Below are 20,428 nucleotides of genomic sequence, written 5' to 3' on the forward strand. Positions count from 1 at the left end.
TGTATCTTAAGCTAACATGCAGAGAATGTCAGGAACCCCAACAACCGGCGCATCAACCATTGCGAGGCCATCATGAGCAACCCGATTCCTGAAGCAGAACGCACCGAAATTGAAGCCGCAGCCTTCCGTAAACTGGTCAGGCATTTGCGCGAAAACACCGACGTCCAGAATATCGACTTGATGAACCTGGCGGGCTTCTGCCGCAACTGTCTGTCCAAGTGGTACCTGGCAGAGGCGAATGAGCGTGGTTTTGAGATTTCAGATCCCCAGGCCCGTGAAGAAATCTACGGAATGCCGTACGAGGACTGGAAGGCGCTCTATCAGACAGGCCCCAAGCAGGAACACAAATAATGAGCGTCAACGATGCCGTAAGGATTCACCTGGCATCCCTGGACGCTGGCCACGCCAGTTTCAAAGATTCCCTGGCCCTGATTGAACAGCACTTCGAGTACCAGCCCTGCGGCTTCCGCAATGGCCCGCTGGTAAACGCAGAAGGCGAGAATGCCGGCTCCTGCCGGATCTTTGGTCTGGGCCAGTACTGCAATCTGAGCGAAGTGGACACGCTCAAGCTGTTTGCCGAGCACTACCAGCAGGTTCTGGACGATCCGACCGGCGAGAGCCATGGCAACATCCGCCAGTTTATCAGTACAGGATGGTCAGGCATCCGCTTCGAAGGCGTGCCACTGCGGCAGCGCCCGAACCCAACCGACAACATGACCAGGGAAGAGACTCCTTCATGAGCGATACCGCCACCTCCGGGGTAAAACAGGGTTTTCAGCTAAAAAGCGCCAGCGTGTCCATGACAGCCCTGGAGCTCTATTATTTTGACGACAGCGAATTTGAAGAAGTACTGCGAGACAAGATCAGCCAGGCACCCGGGTTCTTCAAGGATATTCCGCTGATCATCAGCCTTGAGAAATACCAGGGACTGGACAGTGAACTGGATTTTTTCAAGATGATCGGCACCTGCCGGCGTAACCACATCCATGTGATTGGCGTTCGCGGTGGCACCGACGACCAGCGCCGCCTGGCCCGGGGCGCCGCACTGGCGCTGCTGCCGGGTAACGGCCAGCGGGATCGCACCCATGAAGCCGAACAGGCGGCCGCGGACGAAGCGGAAGCGGCAGTTGTTGCAGCCTCGACAAGCGCTGCTGGTGACCCACCTCCGGCCAAAATCATCTCCCAGCCGGTCCGCTCCGGCCAACAGATCCACGCACCGGAAGGTGACCTGGTTATCCTGGCGCCGGTGCAGGCCGGTGCCGAAGTGCTCGCGGCGGGCAACATCCATGTTTACGGCCCGCTTCGGGGCCGGGCACTGGCCGGCATCCATGGCGCAGAATCCGCACGGGTTTTCTGTCAATCGCTGGAAGCGGAGCTTGTGTCCATCGCGGGACACTATAAAATCTCCGAAGATCTTCAGGACAATGGCTGGAAAAGCGCTGTGCAAATCCAGCTCAGGGACGACCTGCTGGTGGTAACGCCACTGGACAAGGCCTGATTTTGGAGCTGAATACAATAACTTGACCGGATAATTCGGCAGACACGACGAATCCACCGAGAAACAGGAACAGAACCTTGGCTAGAATTATTGTCGTTACCTCAGGAAAGGGCGGCGTTGGCAAAACCACCACCAGCGCCTCGATCAGCACCGGCCTTGCCAAGCGAGGCCACAAGACAGTAGTCATCGATTTTGACGTGGGCCTGCGCAACCTGGACCTGATCATGAACTGCGAGCGTCGCGTGGTGTACGACTTCGTAAACGTGATCCAGGGCGAAGCCTCCCTGAACCAGGCGCTGATCCGCGACAAGCGGGTCGATACCCTGTACATCCTTCCGGCCTCCCAGACCCGGGAAAAGGAGGCACTGACCAAAGATGGCGTCGAGAAAGTCATCAACGAGCTTTCCGAGACCTTCGATTACATCGTCTGCGACTCTCCTGCCGGCATTGAGCATGGCGCCCTGATGGCGCTGTATTACGCTGATGAAGCGATTGTGGTTACCAATCCCGAAGTATCTTCGGTGCGGGATTCCGACCGCATTCTGGGCATTCTGCAGAGCAAATCCCGTCGAGCCGAAATGGGCCAGGACCCGGTCAAGGAACACCTGCTCCTGACCCGTTACAACCCGTCCCGTGTCGAAAAGGGCGAGATGCTGTCCGTGGCGGACGTGGAGGAAATCCTCGCGATCCCTCTGCTGGGCGTCATTCCGGAAAGCCAGATTGTTCTGAACGCTTCAAACCAGGGTTTGCCGGTTATCCTCGAAGAGGATAGCGATGCCGGCCAGGCCTACGATGATGCGGTTGCACGCCTTCTGGGAGAGGAACGGGAACACCGTTTCATGACGTCCCAGAAGAAGGGTTTCTTCTCACGGATGTTCAAGGGGGGCTAAGGGATGAGTTTCCTCGATTACTTCAAGGGTAAAAAGAAGAACACCGCCAGCGTGGCCAAAGAGCGCCTCCAGATTATCGTGGCTCACGAGCGGGGCCAGCGTGATCAGCCGGACTACCTGCCCCAGCTGCAGCAGGAGCTGCTGGAAGTCATTCGCAAGTACGTTCAGATCAGCGACGACATGGTTCAGGTTGAGGTAGACCGCAACGAGAGCTGCTCGGTACTGGAGCTGAACGTCACGCTACCGGAGCGATAACCCGCTTTATCTGGCCTGTCCCGGTTGGGACAGGCCATTTCTTACCACCTCGCAAAGTGGTCTTCCATAAGGCCCCGCAGACCTTTAACCTCAATTTTTCCGCCAGCCTCATCCGTCACCGTTCCACTGAACGAGCCCACGTACTGCCGGAAGTTGGATGCCAGTACCCAGGCGTCCAGTTTCTCCTTGCGCACACCGGCGGGGACAAAGTGCAGATCGACCCGACCATCCTCGGTGCTCACATGCCAGTCGCCGCCTGGTTGATAGCGATCAAAACGGAACCTTGCCGCGCCCAGTTTGTGGCAGACACCATCCAGCCAGAGCGCATTTTCCGTCATTCCCGTCTCATTGACCCCTGCGGCCAGGTTCAACCCCACCGACCGGCCATCTGCAAGCTGGCCGGCCAGGCAGGCCCAGTTCCAGGCTGTTTCCCGGCGCATGAAGCCACAGCTCCAATCGATGGATCCCCGAGTCTGCTCGTCGCAGCGCCAGATACGATGATCCCAGCGCACTTCCCCTTCCACCGGCAAACCTGCCGACTTGCGGGTAAATACCCAGCCATTGTAGCCGGCCGGGCATACCAGCCGGAGCGGGTCCCGATCCTCTGAAAGCGTCAGTTCAATACGGATACCTCCAGGGGCCGAGACCGTAATTGTCCGGCCATCCGCGGAAGGCGCAATTCGCACGGCTACCTCGCCCTTGCCGAACCTTGTCACCCCTTCCTCTGGCCGTGGCTCAATGCAGGTTTGCCGGGCCAATGGCTGAAGGAACGACTGCTCCATCATCTGGCCAGTCTCGAAGTCATACAGATAGAAGAATCCGCTGCCCAGCAGTTTCAGATCCACCACCGCCAGACCAAACACCCAACCCGGGCCCATGGCACTGACAAACTGGAACTGGTTGAACCGCCAGCGTCTTGCCAACTTTGAACGCGGGCGGTCCATCACCGTACGCAAGTCATAGTCCAGGTAGTTGATCTCGTCTACCGGTTCATCCAGCAGTCCCGGAATCACCTGCCCTTTGCCGTTGATAAGTTTCTTAATGGTCATAGTCGTCGTCAGATCGGGCCAATTTCGGTTACCAAATCAACAGGTCGCTACCTGGTTCACAATCCACTGTTTCCGTGGCCATGCCGGCAAAAGCCCCATGCTAGACTCGGCCCACCATCTGCAAGGAAGTGTACCCTATGAGAAAGAGCATAGCCCATGGCATTACGGGCTGGGCCTCGGTGATCAGTGGGCTCGTCTGTGCGTTGCTGGTGTTTGCCGTTGCCGCCAGTGCCCGTGCTGAACTGCCCAGTGAAAGCGACGAGGCGTGGACGCTACGCAAGGAAGCCGATCACATCCGGGTCTATACCATCGAGCAGCCAGGCTCCAGCTTCAAGGCCTTCAAGGCCGTGGCGGTGCTCGACGCGCCTATCGAAAACCTGATGGCTGTGATGGCCAACCCCGGTTCCTGCGTCGAGTGGGTGCACAACTGCACGGAATCCTATGCGTTTGGCGATGGCGTGTTTCACGATCGCTTTGCCTATTCCGTGAATGACATGCCCTGGCCGGTTACTGACCGCGACTATGTCCTGCGCATACGCACACGGGGTGATCAGGCCTCCGGTGAGATCGTCATGGATCTGAACGCCATGCCCGATCAGCGGGCGGAAAACAGCAGCCGGGTGAGGGTCGATCGTTCGGACACCCTGTACCGGTTCACGCCAGAGGGGGAGAGCACCCGGATGGTGTGGGTCCAGCACACGGACCCCAACGGAGCGCTACCCGGCTGGCTGGTGAACTCCCTGCTGGTGGATATTCCCGTGAGGTCGATGGAAGCGCTGGAACGCGTTGCCAACAGTAAAAAGTACCAGGGGTACCAACTGGTTTATGACGAGCAGGGCCAACTGACCGGCCTTCGCATGAACGAACCCTGAGTCCCGGCGCACAGTAAGGGATGACGCGCGGAGTATCACGCGCTAAGCTTTACGAAAGGACTCTAGAAGGCAGCCAAGATCAATGACCGTTCTCGCCTACGAGATCATGACACCCAGCATCAAGGCCGTCCCGCAATCCTGGACCATGGACCGGTTGGCCCGCTTCCTCACCGACAACGAGATAACCGGCAGCCCCGTCACCGATGACGACGGCGAAATTGTCGGCATTGCCACTCTTAAAGACATCACCGAATTCCGTTGGAACGCCACGCGCTCCGATGCCGACCGGCATCTGACTCCCGAAGAGCGGGAGGAAGCCCGACGCCTGCGAATGGTGATCTTTGAGGAAATGGGCAAGGTGCCGGTAGAAGTCCGGGACATCATGACCCCCATCGTTTTATCGGTTGACGAGAAGACGCCGGTGCGCGACATTGCGAATATCATGATGCGCGAGCACCTGCACCGGATTTTTGTCACCAATGATTCAAAAATTACCGGCATCATAACGACTTACGATATGCTGAAAGTGATCTCGGATGAGGAACTCACGCAACGCTGCGCCGATAACGACTGAGCCACCAGAGAGGTAGCGCCACTTATGCCCAGAGCACCGCAAGCTCGCCGAAAGATGTACGTCCTCGACACCAACGTCCTGATCCACGACCCGAACGCCCTCCTCAACTTTGAAGAACACGATGTCATCATCCCGATGACGGTCCTCGAAGAACTCGACAGCCTCAAATCCGGCAAGCAAGCCGTGGCCGCTGACTGCCGTCAGGCCATCCGCAACATCGATAAGTTGCTGGGCGATGCCAGCCCGAAGGTGATCGAGAAAGGTGTTCCCATCGTGCGTGGCAAGAAGGCCGAACCCCTGGGCACTCTTTCGATCCTGATGAGCACCGGTGACAGTGGCAACCATTCGCTGCCAGAGCATCTGAACGACAACAAGATCATCAACACCCTGGCCGCGCTCCAGAACCGCCACAAGTCCCGGGACATTATCTTGGTGTCGAAAGACATTAACATGCGCCTCAAGGCAAGGGGCTTCGGCGTCGAAGCTCAGGACTACCACAACGACCAGTTGCTCGATGACATTGATCTTCTGCCCAAGGGCTACCGGGAATTCCCCAACTCCTTCTGGGACACCATCGAGAAAGTGGAGACTGTTCAGCGGGAGGGTTCAACCGAACATATCCTCAAGCGGGAAGGCGAGCTGGCGAAGCTGAACATCAATGAATTCGTCATCGATGAAATGGGCTTCGTCGGTAAGGTGGTGGACCTCTCCGACGACCAGTTGATCATCAAGGACCTGCACCAACACGACCTGATGAACGAGGAAGTCTGGGGCCTGGTTCCCCGGGACATCTATCAGGCCATGGCGCTGAACCTGCTCCTGGACCCGGACATCCACCTGGTCAACCTCACCGGCTCCGCCGGCTCGGGAAAAACCATCCTGGCGCTGGCTGCATGTATCGAGATGACCGTGGCCAGCAAGCTCTACAAGCGCATTATTGCTACCCGCTCCACCCAGGGCCTCGACGAGGACATCGGGTTCCTGCCCGGCACTGAAGCCGAGAAAATGGAGCCCTGGCTGGGCGCCATCGTCGACAACCTGGAAGCGCTCCACGAGGACGACGAGAACATGACCGCCAGCGTCGACTACATCCTCAGCAAGGTGCCCCTGCACTTCAAATCCATGAATTACATCCGGGGCCGCAGCTTCCAGCACAGCCTGATCATTATCGATGAATCACAGAACCTGACGCCCCATCAGATCAAGACCATCATTACCCGGGCCGGCAACGGGTCAAAGGTGATCTGCCTCGGCAACCTTGCGCAGATCGATACCCCCTACCTGAGTGCCCTGAGTTCGGGCCTCACCTACATGACCGAACGATTCAAGCGCTTTCGACATGGCGCCCACATCCACCTGCAGGGTGTTCCCCGGTCGCTACTGGCAGAATTTGCCGAAGCCAACCTGTAGTCTGACAGAACGTAAAAGAGGGGGCAGCAGCCCCCTCTCAATCCTTGAACTGGGCTTTGTCCAACCCATGCTTGCGCATCTTGTCGTACAGGGTTTTCCGGGCAATACCGAGCTGGACCATGGTGTCCTTGATGCTGCCATGACTGGCATTCAGGGCGCTGATAATGGCAGAACGCTCGAAACCGTCCATCATTTCGGCGAGCGTCTGTCGACCCGCCACATTGGCCGTATCCGCAGGTTCGTTCTCATCCAGCGCTGCCGGCCCCAGCAGGACATAACGTTCAGCCAGGTTCCGAAGTTCGCGAACGTTGCCGGGCCATGAATGTTGCATCAGCCGGGCGGCCTGACCAGCATCAAGCGGTATGCTCTCCCGATCGTAACGGGCCGCGGCAATCAGCACGAAATGATGGAACAGCAGAGGAATGTCCTCTTTCCGCTCTCTCAACGGCGGGATGTCAACTTTGACCACATTCAGCCGGTAATAGAGATCGGGCCGGAATTCGCCGTCGTCACTGAGTTTTTTCAGATCCGCCTTGGTGGCGGCGATGATCCGGACATCCACCTCCTGAACCTTATTGCTGCCCAGACGCTCGACCCGTTGTTCTTCCAGCACCCGCAGGAGTTTCACCTGCAAGGGCATGGGCATACTTTCAACCTCATCCAGGAACAGGGTGCCCTTGTGGGCGTGCTCAATCTTGCCGATCCGGCGCTTTTCAGCCCCGGTGAACGCCCCGGCCTCATGGCCAAACAACTCGCTTTCAATCAGGTTCTCGGGCACCGCGCCGCAGTTGATTGCCACGAAGTTGTGGGCGCTGCGTCCACTGTTCTCATGAATGTATCGGGCCAGCGCATCCTTCCCGGACCCTGTTTCCCCGTGCAGAAGAATATTGGCCGAGATGTCGAGGATGGGATCAATGGTCGCCATGACCTTTTGCATCAACGGCGAATCCCCCAACATCCGTGGACCGGGTCTGGCCAGGTGCCGCAGCTGTGCTTTCAGTCTCCGGTTCTCGAGGGCGAGATGCCGTTTTTCCAGGGCATGGCGGAGCAGCTCTATCAGTTCATCATGATCAAACGGCTTCTCGATAAAGTCGTAAGCGCCCTGCTGCATGGCTGTTACCGCCGTGCTTATGTCGCCCTGCCCGGTAAGAATGATCACGGGAATGGTGTCATCGATAGCTCGAAGCCGGTCCAGCATCTCCAGGCCGTTCATCTCCGGCATGTTGTAGTCGCAGAGAACCACGCCGTCGTAGTCGGCGTTGATATGCCCCAGCGCCGATGGCGCATCTTCGAAGCAGCTGACCGGCAACTCCTCCAGGGTCAGTGTCTGGGCAATGGCCTGGCGGATGTGTGGATCGTCGTCCACAAAGATTACCGAGGGTTCTGTCATTCCATGGCCTCCCGCTTCTTGAGGGTTACGACGAATTCTGCGCCCGGCCCATCCCGGCGGTTACGACCGGTCAGGCTGCCACCCAGTGCATCCACAATCTGGCGCGATATGGAAAGTCCAAGACCCAGTCCCTGCTTGACCGATTTGGTGGTAAAAAAGGGCTCGAAAATCTGTTCGGTGTCGCCCTGCAATCCGGGCCCATTATCGCGCACCAGGCATTTCCAGCACTGCTCGGTTTCTTCTATATCAATCCGGATTTCCGGCCGTGCACCACCCTCTACCGCCTGAACCGCATTCGCCATCAGGTTAACCATAACCTGCTCTATCCGTATCAGGTCGCCATGGCACATCACCGGCGAGTCTGGACGGTGCCACTGGATATCGATTTCCGAACTCGACTGCTGGGCAACGATAATTTTCAGGGAGGCGTCAATCGGTTGCCGGAGATCCACCACCGCTGGCGGGCCTTCGGATTTGCGCGCAAACACCTTGAACTGCCGGGTCAGCTCCGCCATCTTGTCACAAAGGAGGATGATTTCTGACAGGTTAGCATCCACCATCTCCCCGGCACCTTTCTCAAGGAAGCGGCGGCTGTTTCGGGCATAGGTCTGAATGGCCGTCAGAGGCTGGTTCATTTCATGGTTGAGGCCCGCGGACATCTGACCCAGCACCGCCAGTTTTGCAGCCTGGATCAGCTCCTGCTGTGTTTCCCGCAGCTCGGTTTGGGTGCGTTCTCGCTCCCGGATCTCCTCCACCAGTTTGCGATTGGAGTTCTCCAGGTCTGCGGTTCGCTCGGCCACGCTTCGCTCCAGCTGCTCGCCCCGAAGAGCCAGTTCAGCCTCGCGCCGGTAGCGCTCGCGCAGGTACAGCCAGGTCAACAGGCCACCAAAGAACAGCGCTGCCCCACCGACCGCAAACCCCAACCGGGTCCAGACGACCGAGCGAGTGCTCACCATGACTTGAAGCGTCCAGTCCATCCTTGGCAGAGGCGTGCGTACGCTCAGATATTCCCGGGGTTTGCCACTGTCCTGGATGCGGACCGTTGCTGACTGCTCGAGAAGCCCCCATGGGGTTCCCAACGTTTTCAGTGCCATTGGCGTCAAATCACGGTCTGGATAACGCCGGCGGGAATACTCGTCGGGCACGGCATCGGCCATCCCCGAGAAATTGCGGTAAAGCCAGTCCTGCCTGCTCGCGAGAAAACTGATGCCATTATGATCAAGCACGACCATCTCCGCCTCTCGCAAGCCAGTAGGGCGATCCCATTGGGATTCCAGTTCATGAACCAGAACCTTCACAGCGACCACCCCGATAATCTGGCCGCCCTCATCCCGAACCGGATGCGAGAAATACAGACCCCGCACGCCAGACATCAGGCCGAGGGCGAAATAGATCGCCGAATCGCCCGATTCCATCGCCTCATAGAAATACGGCCGGAAATTGAAATTCCGCCCGACAAAACTGTCTGGCTGCAGGTAGTTGTTGGCTGCGATCGTCAGGCCGCGAGTATCCATCAGGTAGACATCCGAACTGCCTACGATAGTGGCCATGCGCTGCATCTGTTCATTGGCCGCGAGAATAGCAGAGGGATTGTCAGGCGCCTCCAGCGCCCGCTGCAATAACGGATGCTCGGCCATCAGCTCGGGCACCGGGAGATACCGGTTCAGTTCGTTGGCCACCAATTGGCGATATCGGAAGGACTCCTCCAGGCTCTCCTGCTCCACCTGCCGGTATCCAACCCAGCCACCAAGCAGCCAGGCGGTCACCAGGGTCGCCACGAAAAGGAGAAAAACGCCAATACGGTAAGGCATAGGGTCCGGTTCCCGAAAAACCGCGGAAAGCCGCTAGAGTATAGCCAGGCCGGGTGCAGAACAACCGTGCGATGCTTCCACGGCACGGTTGTTCTGACGCAGCCAGCAAGCCCCCGTTACAGGGCGCCAGCTGTGGCAAGGCGAGTTTTACGCTGCTTCTGGATGACGAACGCCAGGACCGCCAGGGCAATACCGGTGAGGTCGGTCCAGAGCCCTCCCTCGATCATCAGCAACGCGGCCGCAATCAGCAGGAGTCGCGTTATCCAGGACGCGGAAATGCTCGCAAACCAACCGAGCACGCCGCCAGAAAGCATGTAAACGCCAAAGGTTGCGGTTACCAGCGCCCTCGCGATCTCGAACCAGCCGGCTTCCATCAACAACGCGCCGTTGTAGAAGAACATGAAAGGCACGATGAAGGCTGCGATGCCAATCCGGAACGAGGCCACGGAGGTTTCCATGGCGTTGGCGCCCGATATGCCTGCAGCGGCATAGGAGGCCAGCGCAACCGGTGGTGTGATCGCGGAGACTACGGCAAAGTAGAACACGAAGAAGTGCGCCGTCAGCGGTTCAATACCCAACTGGACAAGGCCGGGCGCGACCACCGAGGCAGCTACCGCATAGGCCGCCGTGGTCGGCATCCCCATACCCAGAAGAATGGAAATGAACATGGCGAAGATCAGCGCCAGCAACTGGCTCGTGGCCGCAACATCCAGCAACAGCACGGAGAAGCGCGCGCCCACTCCCGTCAGTGAAATCACGCCCACGATTACCCCGGCCGCCGCGCACACCACGATAATCTGGATCGCCATATAGGAAGCAATTTCCAGTGCCTGAAGGATATGCCGCAGACCCATCTTGTTGGGTGACAGCCAGCTCACGACCGCGGCAGAAACGGTCGCCAGGGTGCCGGCCCGGATCACTGAATAGCCCATGAACAAGGCGACAATCAGGATTATGATCGGCACGAACAGATAGCACTGCTTCATCATGGTTCTGAGCTTTGGCAGCTCGTCTTCACGCATGCCGCGCATTCCGGTCTTGGCGGCTTCAAAATCCACCATGAAGTAGACCGAGGCAAAATACAGGATCGCCGGAATGATCGCCGCGATGGCTATCTCGGTGTAGGGAATGCCGGTAATCTCCGCCATGATAAAGGCGCCGGCGCCCATGATCGGTGGCATGATCTGTCCACCGGTGGACGCGGCCGCCTCGACAGCGCCTGCGGATTGCTTGCTGTAGCCCACCTTCTTCATCAATGGAATCGTCAGGGAGCCGGTGGATACCACGTTGCCGGCACTGGTGCCGTTGATCATACCCATCAGGCCCGATGCAAAGATCGATACCTTGGCCGGGCCACCCCGGGAACGGCCGGCCGCCGCAAAGGCAAAGTTCACGAAGTAGTCGCCCACCTTCGATGACTGCAGGAAGGCGGCAAAAATGATGAACAGAATGATGTATGTCGAAGACACCGCCGTGGTCGGCCCAAGGATCCCGGCATCGGTATACACCTGACTGAAGAAACGCTGAACCGAAAGCCCCGGGTAACCGAGGAAACCTGGCAGGTAGGGTCCTGCGAAAACATAGGCCAGAAACACCAGACCGATGATCACCAGTGCCATCCCCGCCACGCGCCGGGTAAGCTCCATGATCAGGGCCGTGCCGGCAATGGCTGCAAACGAGATACCCACCGGCGCAAAGGAGGTGCCGGTCGACATCCGCATGGACGTGTTATACACCACCAGGAAATAGGCGGCCACGGCCAGCGAGCAGACGATCAACACCAGGTCGGGCACACTGAATACCGATCGCTCGCGCTGATGAAACCAGCTCATGACAATGCCAACACCGGTCGCCGCCAGCAGCGGCCAGCCAAAGTGCCACACTTCCAGTTCGACCGGAATCCGCATGGCGCCGTTCTGAACCATCTGCCAGAACGAAAATGTCTGATACAACACATAGAGAGCCGGCAGCATGGCACCGGCACTGATCCAGGTTGTCCACCGGTGGCGGGCGCCGCCCTCTTCCGATGACACAAACCGGGCGCCGGCAAACAGAACGAAACCCAGCACCAGGGCACCGGCAATGTGCACGATCCGGAACGACCAGGTTTCCAGGGGCGCTATGTTCAGGGAATACAGGTGAAAGGCTGAATAGGCTATCGCCAGCAGCGCGACGAATTTCAGCAGGCCGCCTTCGAAAAGCCGGCGGTTGGCTTCGACCGGTTCCTCGTCCACGTTGTGCGCGAGTACATGGTCTTCGCCCACTTCAATGTCCGGAAGGTCTTTGGAATCTTGTTCGGTAGTCATGACACACCCTGCTTGCAGGCAAATCGGAGCCAGAACTCGGCTGGCCATACATTGCAGGAGGCTGCAGGGCAGCCTCCTGCTCGAGCACTGTTACTTGATCTGGCTGTCTTCGATCGGGTAACCATTCTCGTTGAACCAACGCGCAGCGCCCGGGTGCCAGGGCAGGACGTTGTTCTTTGTGTAGTTCTCGGGTACCGAGTTACGGGCCGCCTTGTGAATGGAGACCATCTTGTCGTTGTTCTCCATGGTCAGCTTGGTGATTTCATACACGAAGCTTTCAGATACATCACAGTTGACCATCGCGAAGTTCCACATGGATACCACGCGGGAAGGCGCATCCAGGGACTGATAGGTGGACGCCGGAATGATGAACTCGGACACCGGGAAGTTGCTGATAATGGTCTCGGCCTCGGCATCGTTCATACCGATGATGTTCACGTCGGTTTGCACTTCCAGCTGGCTGACCGCAGGAATGGGAATACCGGCGGCGAAGGCAACCACATCAATCAGGCCATCCTGAAGCTGACCGCCCAGATCAGACCAGCTGCCGTTGCGGCGTTCGAAGTTCACACCCAGGGTCTCCATCATGCGCGGAAAGTAGGTGTCCGAGGTGGAGCCCGCCGGACCAAAACCGATCGTGGCGCCATCAGGGATATCGGCGATGGAAGTAATGCCAGAGCTGGATAGCGCGGTCACCGAGAACGGTGTTTCGTACATCGGGAACATGGCGCAGACGTTGTCCATCTTCATGCCCGGCGCAAGCGGGCTGTTACCGTCCATGGATTCCCGAGCCGGGCCCATGGTGGTCAGGCCAAACTTCAGGTCGCCGGTGTGCACCAGCGCCATATTCTGAACCGGTCCGCCGGTGATCTCGGCACCACCGGAAACGCCCAGGTTTTCAGCCACAAAGTTCGCCCAACCGGAACCGTAGGCAAAATAGGTTCCACCCTGACTGGCGGTACCAACGGTGAAGTTGCTCGGCCAGTCCGAACGATCCTGGGCTGTTGCGGGGGTTGCGACTGCGAAGGTGGAGGCAAAGGCCACCGCCATTACGGCTTGGGTTTTCATAAGGAATGCTCCCGATTCATTTTGTTTGTTGGGTGCTCAACGAAGCTCTAACAGCTCCGGTGGGTAACCCAATCAGCAAGGAGCAGACCAGATCTCGATTAATTCGGAAAAACAGGGCCTTACTAGAATCAGAGCAAGGTCAGGCGCTGGAAAATGGGTGGAAATCCACCCATCGGAAAGAGCAGATGGGTGAATCCCGACACGTAGGGCGTTTCGGGTTCTGGCTACCAGCGACCCTGAAGAGTCGCCACAATACGACGACTACCGGCTCGATCCCGATGCTCACAGAGATAAAGTCCCTGCCAGGTTCCAAGTGCCAGGCGACCATGGCTGACCGGGAGGGTCAGCGAGGGGCCGATCAGGATGCTTTTGATATGAGCCGGCATGTCGTCGGGCCCTTCCATAACGTGCTCATAGTGCGGCGCATTCTCCGGCACCATGACGTTGAAATGGCGTTCCAGGTCGCCCCGCACATCCGGATCGGCGTTCTCGTTCACCGCCAGCGAAGCGGAGGTATGCTGGATGAACAGGTGCAGCAAGCCGACTTCGCAGTTGGTCAGGTCCGGCGCCTGGGCAAGGATTTCATTGGTGACCAGATGAAAACCCCGCGGCAGCGGCGCCAACTCGATAAACGACTGATCCCAGATCATGACAGCCCTCTCGATTATTTCTGCCGGTCATCCCAGGGGTGCACGGGAACCACATCGTCGCCGACATCGCCCTCGTAGCTGCTGCGGAAATAATCCATCGCTTTTTCCGCCTCGCTGAGCTCGTCAAATCGGGCGACGTGGTAGATTGCCTCACCCTCGTTCACCAGTGGCAGGTTATTCACGCAGATCACGATACCTGAGCAGGGTGACACCACCGCGGTTTCCGATTCGCCGAAGGGATCCGCCACCATGGCCAGCCTCTGGCCTTTGCGAACCTTCTGGCCCAGCCGGGCGACAGGCCTCATGATCCCATCGATATCCGCCCGCACCCATTGGGAATTGGCCGCGGTTTCAGACCGTTTTCTCGGTGCCTTGGGCCCCTTCTTCGCCGGGATCATTTCGAGTTCACGCATCACCCGGATAACCCCTTTCACACCGCTGCCGATCACCACGTCATCAAATCGCAGAGCCTCTCCGCCTTCGAAGGTGATCACCGGAATGTCCTGTGAATCAGCGTAGGCCCGGAGGCTTCCCTCTCGGAGCCCCGAATTGATTATGATCGGGGCACCAAAGGCCTCGGCCATGCGCACGGTTTCCGGATTTTTCAGCTCAGCACGAATTTGCGGCAAATTGAATCGATGAACTGCACCCGTGTGCAAATCAATAATGTGGGTCACCCGCTCCATAATCTGGGTGCGCAGCAGGTAGGCAATACGCCCGCCCAGGGAGCCACTTTCACTGCCGGGAAAACAGCGGTTCAGATCCCGCCGGTCAGGCAGGTATCGGGTGCGCTGCACGAACCCGAAAATGTTCACGATAGGCACCGCAACCAACGTGCCCCGAAGGTGCCTCAACGCCGAATTGGTGAGCACCCGACGAACGATCTCAACACCGTTGATCTCATCACCGTGAATGGCGCCACACACCATCAATACCGGGCCACTTCGCCGGCCGTGCACAACCTCAACTGGAATGTGCAGCGGCGTATGGGTGTACAGCTTGGCGACCGGAACTTCCACGGTTTGCCGGGTTCCGGCCTTTACCTGGGTCCCGGCAATTTCATAGGGGGCACGAGCCATGCTTTAGCCTCTCCCCTTGGTCCGGGTCTTCCAGGGCTTCTGATTCTTTTCGGTCCAGTTAATGATCATGCCGGCAACGTTCTTGCCCGTGGCGTTCTCGATGCCCTCAAGGCCAGGCGACGAGTTCACCTCCATTACCAGTGGCCCCCTGCTGGAGCGAAGCAGGTCAACACCGGCAACGTTCAGGCCCATGGCTTTGGCGGCCTTGATGGCAGTGCTGCGCTCTTGGGGGGTGATGCGTATGAGGGAGGCAGTTCCGCCCCGATGCAGGTTCGAACGGAATTCGCCTTCGGCACCCTGACGCTTCATGGCAGCGATCACCTTGTCGCCAATCACAAAGCAACGGATATCGGCACCGCCGGCTTCCTTGATGAATTCCTGCACGAGAATATCCGCTTTCAGGCCCATGAAGGCTTCAATCACACTCTCCGCGGCCTTGCGGGTTTCTGCCAGCACCACGCCGATGCCCTGGGTACCCTGCAGCAGCTTGATCACCACCGGCGCCCCGCCAACCATCTGAAGCAACTCCGGAACGTTGTCCGGTTTGTTCGCGAAACCGGTAATCGGCATTCCTACACCCTTACGGGCTAGCAGTTGCAGCGAGCGGAGCTTATCCCGGGAACGGCTGATAGCCACGGATTCATTCACCGGAAACACGCCCATCATCTCGAACTGGCGCAACACCGCCGTTCCGTAAAACGTCACCGATGCACCGATCCGCGGAATCACCACATCGAAATCCTCAAGGACCTCCTCGTGGTAGTGGATCTGTGGATTGGCCGAGGTGATATTCATCGAACAGTGAAGGCAGTCAATCACCTTCACTTCGTGGCCACGATTAATGCCCTCCTCCACCAGACGGCGGGTCGAGTAGAGGTGACGGTTTCGTGACAGTACCGCTATTTTCATTTTTCAGTCCTTAAGGCCGGCTTGCCGGCAAGATAGGAAGCTTCGGGATAGATCACTGAGCGCCCTGACATAGCGGTACGGCCCAGCAACATCCGGAACCGCATAGAATCTCGGTTGGTCAATGTCATTTCAATGGGCCATTTCTGGCCGCCAATCAGCAGCGTGGTCTCGATAACCAGGCGCATTTCCTTGTGGCCGCCGGAATCAGACACGTTCCGCTCATCCAGCACCCTGGCGTCACACTCCACCACCTGGTGAAGATCGTTCTGTACCGGATGAACCCAGAAGCGCACGCGCCGTTCACCGTTTTCCGTGTAGGGTTCAGTGCGGAACGTGTGGAGACAGGAAGTTCTGGCTCCGGTATCGATTTTCGCCTTGATACGGCTGATATCCAGGTCCGGCAGCGCCACCCATTCCCGCCAGCCAAGACTCATCTTGCTCTCGGCGGGGGTCGGTGGGATGGTTTTGATAACGTCAGCTGTCTTTGTCGACATCCGGGAGATCCTTTTCAGTGATTTTTTCCGGCCCCAACAGCTGAACACGGAACGGCTCTGAATGGCTACCCGCATAAACGCTGGTGTGGGGGAACGGAATTTCAATGCCTTCCCGATCCAGGGTTTTCTTGATCGCGACCATCATGCCGCTTCTCCCTTCAAGCACCTTTTCCTTCGGCACCCAGTAAGAGAACTGCAGATCGACCGAGGATGGGCCAAACGCTGTCACCAAGGTGAAGGGCTTGGGTTCTTCGAGACAGACCGGATTCTTTTCTGCCAGATTCAGAAGCAGACTTTCCACCCGCTCTACATCTTCAGCGTAGGCAATCCCCACCGTCAGGTCGAGCCGGCGTATCGGAAACCGGGAACGGTTGACCACCCTTGTCTTGATCAGGGTTTCATTGGGAATCCGCACGTACAGATTGTCCGGCGTGCGTAACTTCACGCTCAGCATATCAATGCCGACGACTTCCCCGATGGTCGCGTCTACCTCAATGAAGTCACCGATTTCAAAGGGTTTTTCCACCAGCAGAAACAGGCCGCTGATCATGTTCGACGCCGAGGTCTGAGAAGCAAAACCAATGGCAACGGTGAGGATACCGGCAGCGCCGAGCACCACATCCAGAGAGAACCCGGCCTCCCGCAGGGCCGCCACAAAAAACAGCACAACGATGACGTAAAACACCAGCCGCCGAACCATGACGGTATGATGGCGGGAGGTGCGCTGCGCCATGAAACGGCCGACGCTGCGGGCCGCCAGAGACCCGAGGAACAGCCCCAACACCACAAGAAAGGCGGAACTGATCCACTGCCCCCAGGCAATGTCGGTAAAAAACTGCATTACGCCTGTTTGCATTGTTTCCAGCAAAGCGTCGACTCCATCAGATCCGTTTCAGCCAAACATCCGGTCAAACGCCCGGACAAGCCGGCCGCGGACCATTTTTTCACGAGCATCCGCCACCGGCCGGCAGGTACCCGCTGCGGCCAGCAACGACTGTTCCACATGCAGACTCGCCGAATTCATGTCGGTCTCAACTTCAACGGTTACCCCCGGCGTCCAGAGCTGGCCCCGATCGTTCTGGTGCAATGACAGCAACGGCGTGGGCAGGCTGAAGCGCTCAAGCAGCAGGGGCTCATCCCGCCGGTTGATCAGCGTCACCGGCGTGACGGCTCGCCAGGGGCGTTTCGGCACCGCCTCAAGCACAAGACGGGCAAAACTATGAGAGGTATAACAAAGCTCGCCCTCCATGGTATTTCTGCCCACCCAGGTCATTGAAGGCGACGCCAGGGGAATTTCCGTCAACACGGTTTGCTTGTCGCCGGCACAGACCTTCATCCAGACCAGCGTGCCCACGTAGATTGTGCAGCGGCCGCCGGCGGGAATCGTCAGGGGCTGGAAAGGACGAATCACGGTAGGCATGTTTGCGAGTGCCGGCAGGAATGTCACGGTCGACGACCGGTTTTCCCGAATGAAACGCTGCAGCGGCACAGACGCCGAAGGCAGAGTGTGGCCGATGGTTTCTGTCCAACTGGCCGGATCCGTATCCAGTTCCAGCGTTTCTGAACGAATCTGCCATTCCTGGTCCAACAGAGTCACCCACAAACGAATATGACCCAGTTGATGATACTGGGTCTGGCCGGAAGCCAGTGAATAAGGCTGGGCCCAAACGCCGTCACGGCGACCTTCGCTGTTGTTCTCCATTCCTGCCACAGAACTCCTTGAGGATCGGCCGGCTGAATTGCTGTAAAAGTGTCCTAACTATAATCCAATCAGGCAGCCCGGGCGAATATCCAAGTTGGTGATTTTATTGATACACCGGGCTGTAATTACACTTACATCAATCCCTCAGACAACTATGGATTACGGATGACACAACTGGTCTGGTTCCGAAACGATCTCCGGGTTGCCGACAACCCCGCCCTCACAGCCGCCTGCGAAAGCAGCGAAGAGGTGCGAGCCTGTTTTATTCTCACCCCGGACCAATGGCAGGAACACGATTGGTCGCCGGCCCGGGTGCAATTCGTCGTCGCCCACGCCAACGCCCTGGCCGAAGAGCTGGCCAAGCTGGGTATACCGCTGTCCTTTATTCAGGCAAAACGCTTCGACGACAGCCTTGGCAAACTCGAGAGCCACTGCGAAGAGCACGGGGTGACAGCGCTGCACTTCAACGAGGAGTACGGCGTTAACGAGCGCAAGCGCGACAAGGCGTTGAAACACCGCTTTGATCAACTCGGCATTGCCGTTCGCAAATACCGCGACCAGACAGTTGCACCAGTAGGCGAGATCCTCACCCAACAGAATGACCCCTACTCCGTATTCACACCGTTTTCGAGACGCTGGCGCAGCTGGATAGAAGAAACCCATCCGGGTCTTTTCCCAACGCCCAAAGCCAGGGGTAACGCCGTAAGCCCGGAACAGATTGACGCCATACCCGAAGCCTTTCGAGACGCCCCCGAGCCCCTCGTTGCAACCGGTGAAGATGCCGCCCTCGACCAGCTCGAGCGCTTCCTCGAAAAACGCGGCGGTGCGTACAAGGAAAAGCGTGACTTCCCCGCCATCGATGGCACCAGCCAGATATCCCCTTATCTCGCCAACGGTGTTCTCTCTGGCCGGCAATGCCTGATAGCCGGCCGACAGGCGCAGGGCGCCGGCGGCAACCAGGAAGGCCTGGGAACCTGGATCACCGAAATCGCCTGGCGGGATTTCTACATCAACATCCTGTACCACTTCCCCAGAGTGAGCATGCACCGCGCCTTCAAGCCGGAAACCGAAACTCTTGAGTGGAACACCCCGGGCGACAGGTTCGAAGCCTGGAAAACCGGCAACACCGGCGTCCCCATCGTCGACGCCGCCATGCGCCAACTCAACCAGACCGGCTGGATGCACAACCGCCTACGCATGATCACCGCCATGTACCTCACCAAAAACCTATTCATCGACTGGCGCCTGGGCGAAGCCTACTTCATGTCAAAACTGATCGACGGCTTCCTGGCCTCCAACAACGGCGGCTGGCAATGGAGCGCCTCCACCGGCACCGACGCCGCCCCCTACTTCCGCGTGTTCAACCCGGTTACCCAGAGCGAGCGATTCGATCCCGATGGGGATTTCATCCGGGAGTGGGTACCGGAGCTAGCGAAACTGGATAGCAAACGGATTCACGATCCGGGTGCGAAAGGTGGTGTTATTCCGAAGGGGTATCCGAGGCAGATCGTTGATCTTAAAGAAAGCAGAAAGGAAGCTATAGCGAAGTTCCAAGAGTTGAAGAACTGAAAATCTCTGGAGGGCTGACTCAAAACCCGGAAGCGGGGTTGGCGATGGTCTGCCCAAAACCCTGCGGAGCCATGGATGGCGGAGCGGAGCCTACAGGGACGTATTCACGGCGTGTTTTGGGCAGACCATCGCCAACTCCGCAGGCACCAAAGTCAGCCAGAACAGACCGGGCAATCAGGATCCCGAGCCAGCTTCATCTCCCGCCACTGCATCTCCCAGGCATCCAGAATCAGCAATCGCCCCACCAGAGGCGAGCCAACCCCGGAAATCACCTTGATGGCCTCCATGGCCTGAGTCGCCCCAATCATCCCGACCAGAGGCGCAATCACGCCCGCCTCGGAGCAGGTCAGATCCTCATTGCCCTGCTCCGGATACAGACAGTGGTAGCAGGGGCTGTCCTCCCGCCGGCTGTCGTAAACCGAAACCTGCCCCTCGCCCCGAATGGCCGCACCGGACACCAGCGGAACTTTCGACGCCACACAGGCACGGTTCAGCGCAAACCGGGTGTTGAAGTTATCCGTACAATCCACCACCAGGGTTGCCTCCGCGACCGTCCGCGTCAGAGCCTCACCTTCGAGGCGCTGATTCAGGGCGGTAACAGACACCAGCGGGTTGATCCGACGAATCCGATCGGCAAGGCTTTCCGCTTTGGATTCACCCAGCAGCGAGGTTTCAAAACCGATCTGGCGCTGAAGGTTGGCCAGCTCGATATTATCGTCATCCACCAGGGTCAGGGTCCCGACACCTGCGGCGCCCAGATACAGAGCCACAGGACACCCCAATCCGCCGGCACCGATCACCAGAACCCTGGCCGACTGCAGCTTTTCCTGGCCGGCAATATCGAACCGGGGCATCAGGATCTGCCGGCTGTAGCGCAATAATTCGTCGTCACTGAGCATCTG

General features: G+C 58.3%; 21 protein-coding genes. 9 read left to right on the forward strand and 12 right to left on the reverse strand.

Going from position 1 to position 20,428, the window contains the following annotated elements:
* Nucleotides 1-72: 72 nt before the first annotated feature.
* The 5 genes from EDB94_RS16090 to minE all read left to right on the forward strand — a co-directional run bounded on the left by EDB94_RS16090 (nt 73) and on the right by minE (nt 2,643).
* Nucleotides 73-351 (forward strand): DUF1244 domain-containing protein, encoded by a 279-nt coding sequence (locus EDB94_RS16090; RefSeq protein ID WP_014576245.1) that lies wholly within the window; start codon nt 73-75, stop codon nt 349-351.
* Complete coding sequence (locus tag EDB94_RS16095) at nt 351-740, forward strand: HopJ type III effector protein (protein ID WP_014576244.1); 390 nt, start codon at nt 351-353, stop codon at nt 738-740. The genes EDB94_RS16090 and EDB94_RS16095 overlap by 1 nt, the downstream gene beginning before the upstream one ends.
* Nucleotides 737-1,498, forward strand: a complete 762-nt coding sequence (gene minC / locus EDB94_RS16100; protein WP_008176297.1) for a septum site-determining protein MinC — start codon at nt 737-739, stop codon at nt 1,496-1,498. The genes EDB94_RS16095 and minC overlap by 4 nt, the downstream gene beginning before the upstream one ends.
* Nucleotides 1,499-1,575: 77 nt before the next feature.
* The gene (gene minD / locus EDB94_RS16105) at nt 1,576-2,388 is read left to right on the forward strand and encodes a septum site-determining protein MinD (RefSeq protein WP_008176299.1); all 813 of its coding nucleotides are present in this window, start codon (nt 1,576-1,578) and stop codon (nt 2,386-2,388) included.
* Nucleotides 2,389-2,391: 3 nt separating this feature from the next.
* Entirely contained in the window at nt 2,392-2,643 is a 252-nt protein-coding gene (minE, locus tag EDB94_RS16110) for a cell division topological specificity factor MinE (RefSeq protein ID WP_008176301.1), read from the forward strand.
* Nucleotides 2,644-2,684: 41 nt separating this feature from the next.
* Here the strand turns inward: minE and EDB94_RS16115 are convergent, their stop codons facing one another.
* On the reverse strand, nt 2,685-3,692 hold the full coding sequence (locus EDB94_RS16115; protein ID WP_108018788.1) for a DUF2804 domain-containing protein: 1,008 nt from the start codon (nt 3,690-3,692) through the stop codon (nt 2,685-2,687).
* A gap of 137 nt (nt 3,693-3,829) precedes the next feature.
* On the opposite strand from EDB94_RS16115, the gene EDB94_RS16120 reads away from it, so the two are divergent.
* From EDB94_RS16120 to EDB94_RS16130, 3 genes are all read left to right on the forward strand, one after another.
* Complete coding sequence (locus tag EDB94_RS16120) at nt 3,830-4,564, forward strand: START domain-containing protein (RefSeq protein WP_108018787.1); 735 nt, start codon at nt 3,830-3,832, stop codon at nt 4,562-4,564.
* An 82-nt stretch (nt 4,565-4,646) separates the two neighbouring features.
* Nucleotides 4,647-5,138, forward strand: a complete 492-nt coding sequence (locus tag EDB94_RS16125; protein ID WP_008176308.1) for an HPP family protein — start codon at nt 4,647-4,649, stop codon at nt 5,136-5,138.
* A gap of 24 nt (nt 5,139-5,162) precedes the next feature.
* Nucleotides 5,163-6,548 carry a PhoH family protein gene (locus EDB94_RS16130; protein WP_404935310.1) on the forward strand — a complete coding sequence of 462 codons (1,386 nt, stop codon included), beginning with the start codon at nt 5,163-5,165 and terminating at the stop codon, nt 6,546-6,548.
* A 37-nt stretch (nt 6,549-6,585) separates the two neighbouring features.
* On the opposite strand, the gene EDB94_RS16135 is transcribed toward EDB94_RS16130, so the two are convergent.
* From EDB94_RS16135 to EDB94_RS16180, 10 genes are all read right to left on the reverse strand, one after another.
* Nucleotides 6,586-7,938, reverse strand: a complete 1,353-nt coding sequence (locus EDB94_RS16135) for a sigma-54 dependent transcriptional regulator (protein ID WP_014576237.1) — start codon at nt 7,936-7,938, stop codon at nt 6,586-6,588.
* The gene (locus tag EDB94_RS16140) at nt 7,935-9,749 is read right to left on the reverse strand and encodes an ATP-binding protein (protein ID WP_108018785.1); all 1,815 of its coding nucleotides are present in this window, start codon (nt 9,747-9,749) and stop codon (nt 7,935-7,937) included. Before EDB94_RS16140 ends, EDB94_RS16135 begins: the two co-directional genes overlap by 4 nt.
* Nucleotides 9,750-9,865: 116 nt before the next feature.
* A complete protein-coding gene (locus EDB94_RS16145) occupies nt 9,866-12,055 on the reverse strand; it encodes a TRAP transporter fused permease subunit (RefSeq protein WP_014576235.1) in 2,190 nt (729 codons plus the stop codon).
* A 90-nt stretch (nt 12,056-12,145) separates the two neighbouring features.
* A complete protein-coding gene (locus tag EDB94_RS16150) occupies nt 12,146-13,123 on the reverse strand; it encodes a TAXI family TRAP transporter solute-binding subunit (RefSeq protein WP_008176323.1) in 978 nt (325 codons plus the stop codon).
* 224 nt (nt 13,124-13,347) lie between these two features.
* The gene (locus EDB94_RS16155) at nt 13,348-13,773 is read right to left on the reverse strand and encodes a secondary thiamine-phosphate synthase enzyme YjbQ (protein ID WP_008176325.1); all 426 of its coding nucleotides are present in this window, start codon (nt 13,771-13,773) and stop codon (nt 13,348-13,350) included.
* Nucleotides 13,774-13,787: 14 nt separating this feature from the next.
* A complete protein-coding gene (locus tag EDB94_RS16160) occupies nt 13,788-14,852 on the reverse strand; it encodes a succinylglutamate desuccinylase/aspartoacylase family protein (RefSeq protein WP_008176327.1) in 1,065 nt (354 codons plus the stop codon).
* Nucleotides 14,853-14,855: 3 nt separating this feature from the next.
* A complete protein-coding gene (gene rimK, locus EDB94_RS16165) occupies nt 14,856-15,761 on the reverse strand; it encodes a 30S ribosomal protein S6--L-glutamate ligase (protein WP_008176329.1) in 906 nt (301 codons plus the stop codon).
* Complete coding sequence (locus EDB94_RS16170) at nt 15,758-16,255, reverse strand: ATP-dependent zinc protease (RefSeq protein WP_041644996.1); 498 nt, start codon at nt 16,253-16,255, stop codon at nt 15,758-15,760. The genes rimK and EDB94_RS16170 overlap by 4 nt, the downstream gene beginning before the upstream one ends.
* Nucleotides 16,236-17,096, reverse strand: coding sequence for a mechanosensitive ion channel family protein (locus tag EDB94_RS16175; protein ID WP_008176333.1), 861 nt, complete (start codon nt 17,094-17,096; stop codon nt 16,236-16,238). Before EDB94_RS16175 ends, EDB94_RS16170 begins: the two co-directional genes overlap by 20 nt.
* A gap of 51 nt (nt 17,097-17,147) precedes the next feature.
* A complete protein-coding gene (locus EDB94_RS16180; RefSeq protein WP_108018784.1) occupies nt 17,148-17,957 on the reverse strand; it encodes a hypothetical protein in 810 nt (269 codons plus the stop codon).
* Nucleotides 17,958-18,122: 165 nt separating this feature from the next.
* Between EDB94_RS16180 and phrB the strand changes: the two genes are divergently transcribed.
* A complete protein-coding gene (gene phrB / locus EDB94_RS16185) occupies nt 18,123-19,526 on the forward strand; it encodes a deoxyribodipyrimidine photo-lyase (RefSeq protein WP_108018783.1) in 1,404 nt (467 codons plus the stop codon).
* A 152-nt stretch (nt 19,527-19,678) separates the two neighbouring features.
* On the opposite strand, the gene EDB94_RS16190 is transcribed toward phrB, so the two are convergent.
* Nucleotides 19,679-20,425, reverse strand: a complete 747-nt coding sequence (locus EDB94_RS16190) for a molybdopterin-synthase adenylyltransferase MoeB (protein ID WP_108018850.1) — start codon at nt 20,423-20,425, stop codon at nt 19,679-19,681.
* Nucleotides 20,426-20,428: the final 3 nt, after the last annotated feature.

The sequence above is a fragment of the Marinobacter sp. 3-2 genome, assembly GCF_003751355.1.
Lineage (GTDB): Bacteria > Pseudomonadota > Gammaproteobacteria > Pseudomonadales > Oleiphilaceae > Marinobacter > Marinobacter adhaerens.

Bases quoted from the DNA above. Each gene is read 5' to 3' on its own strand.
- EDB94_RS16090 (WP_014576245.1), top strand. From the start codon at position 73: ATGAGCAACCCGATTCCTGAAGCAGAACGCACCGAAATTGAAGCCGCA.
- EDB94_RS16095 (WP_014576244.1), top strand. From the start codon at position 351: ATGAGCGTCAACGATGCCGTAAGGATTCACCTGGCATCCCTGGACGCT.
- minC (WP_008176297.1), top strand. From the start codon at position 737: ATGAGCGATACCGCCACCTCCGGGGTAAAACAGGGTTTTCAGCTAAAA.
- minE (WP_008176301.1), top strand. From the start codon at position 2,392: ATGAGTTTCCTCGATTACTTCAAGGGTAAAAAGAAGAACACCGCCAGC.
- EDB94_RS16115 (WP_108018788.1), bottom strand. From the start codon at position 3,692: ATGACCATTAAGAAACTTATCAACGGCAAAGGGCAGGTGATTCCGGGA.
- EDB94_RS16120 (WP_108018787.1), top strand. From the start codon at position 3,830: ATGAGAAAGAGCATAGCCCATGGCATTACGGGCTGGGCCTCGGTGATC.
- EDB94_RS16125 (WP_008176308.1), top strand. From the start codon at position 4,647: ATGACCGTTCTCGCCTACGAGATCATGACACCCAGCATCAAGGCCGTC.
- EDB94_RS16130 (WP_404935310.1), top strand. From the start codon at position 5,163: ATGCCCAGAGCACCGCAAGCTCGCCGAAAGATGTACGTCCTCGACACC.
- EDB94_RS16135 (WP_014576237.1), bottom strand. From the start codon at position 7,938: ATGACAGAACCCTCGGTAATCTTTGTGGACGACGATCCACACATCCGC.
- EDB94_RS16140 (WP_108018785.1), bottom strand. From the start codon at position 9,749: ATGCCTTACCGTATTGGCGTTTTTCTCCTTTTCGTGGCGACCCTGGTG.
- EDB94_RS16145 (WP_014576235.1), bottom strand. From the start codon at position 12,055: ATGACTACCGAACAAGATTCCAAAGACCTTCCGGACATTGAAGTGGGC.
- EDB94_RS16150 (WP_008176323.1), bottom strand. From the start codon at position 13,123: ATGAAAACCCAAGCCGTAATGGCGGTGGCCTTTGCCTCCACCTTCGCA.
- EDB94_RS16155 (WP_008176325.1), bottom strand. From the start codon at position 13,773: ATGATCTGGGATCAGTCGTTTATCGAGTTGGCGCCGCTGCCGCGGGGT.
- EDB94_RS16160 (WP_008176327.1), bottom strand. From the start codon at position 14,852: ATGGCTCGTGCCCCCTATGAAATTGCCGGGACCCAGGTAAAGGCCGGA.
- rimK (WP_008176329.1), bottom strand. From the start codon at position 15,761: ATGAAAATAGCGGTACTGTCACGAAACCGTCACCTCTACTCGACCCGC.
- EDB94_RS16170 (WP_041644996.1), bottom strand. From the start codon at position 16,255: ATGTCGACAAAGACAGCTGACGTTATCAAAACCATCCCACCGACCCCC.
- EDB94_RS16175 (WP_008176333.1), bottom strand. From the start codon at position 17,096: ATGCAGTTTTTTACCGACATTGCCTGGGGGCAGTGGATCAGTTCCGCC.
- EDB94_RS16180 (WP_108018784.1), bottom strand. From the start codon at position 17,957: ATGGAGAACAACAGCGAAGGTCGCCGTGACGGCGTTTGGGCCCAGCCT.
- phrB (WP_108018783.1), top strand. From the start codon at position 18,123: ATGACACAACTGGTCTGGTTCCGAAACGATCTCCGGGTTGCCGACAAC.
- EDB94_RS16190 (WP_108018850.1), bottom strand. From the start codon at position 20,425: ATGCTCAGTGACGACGAATTATTGCGCTACAGCCGGCAGATCCTGATG.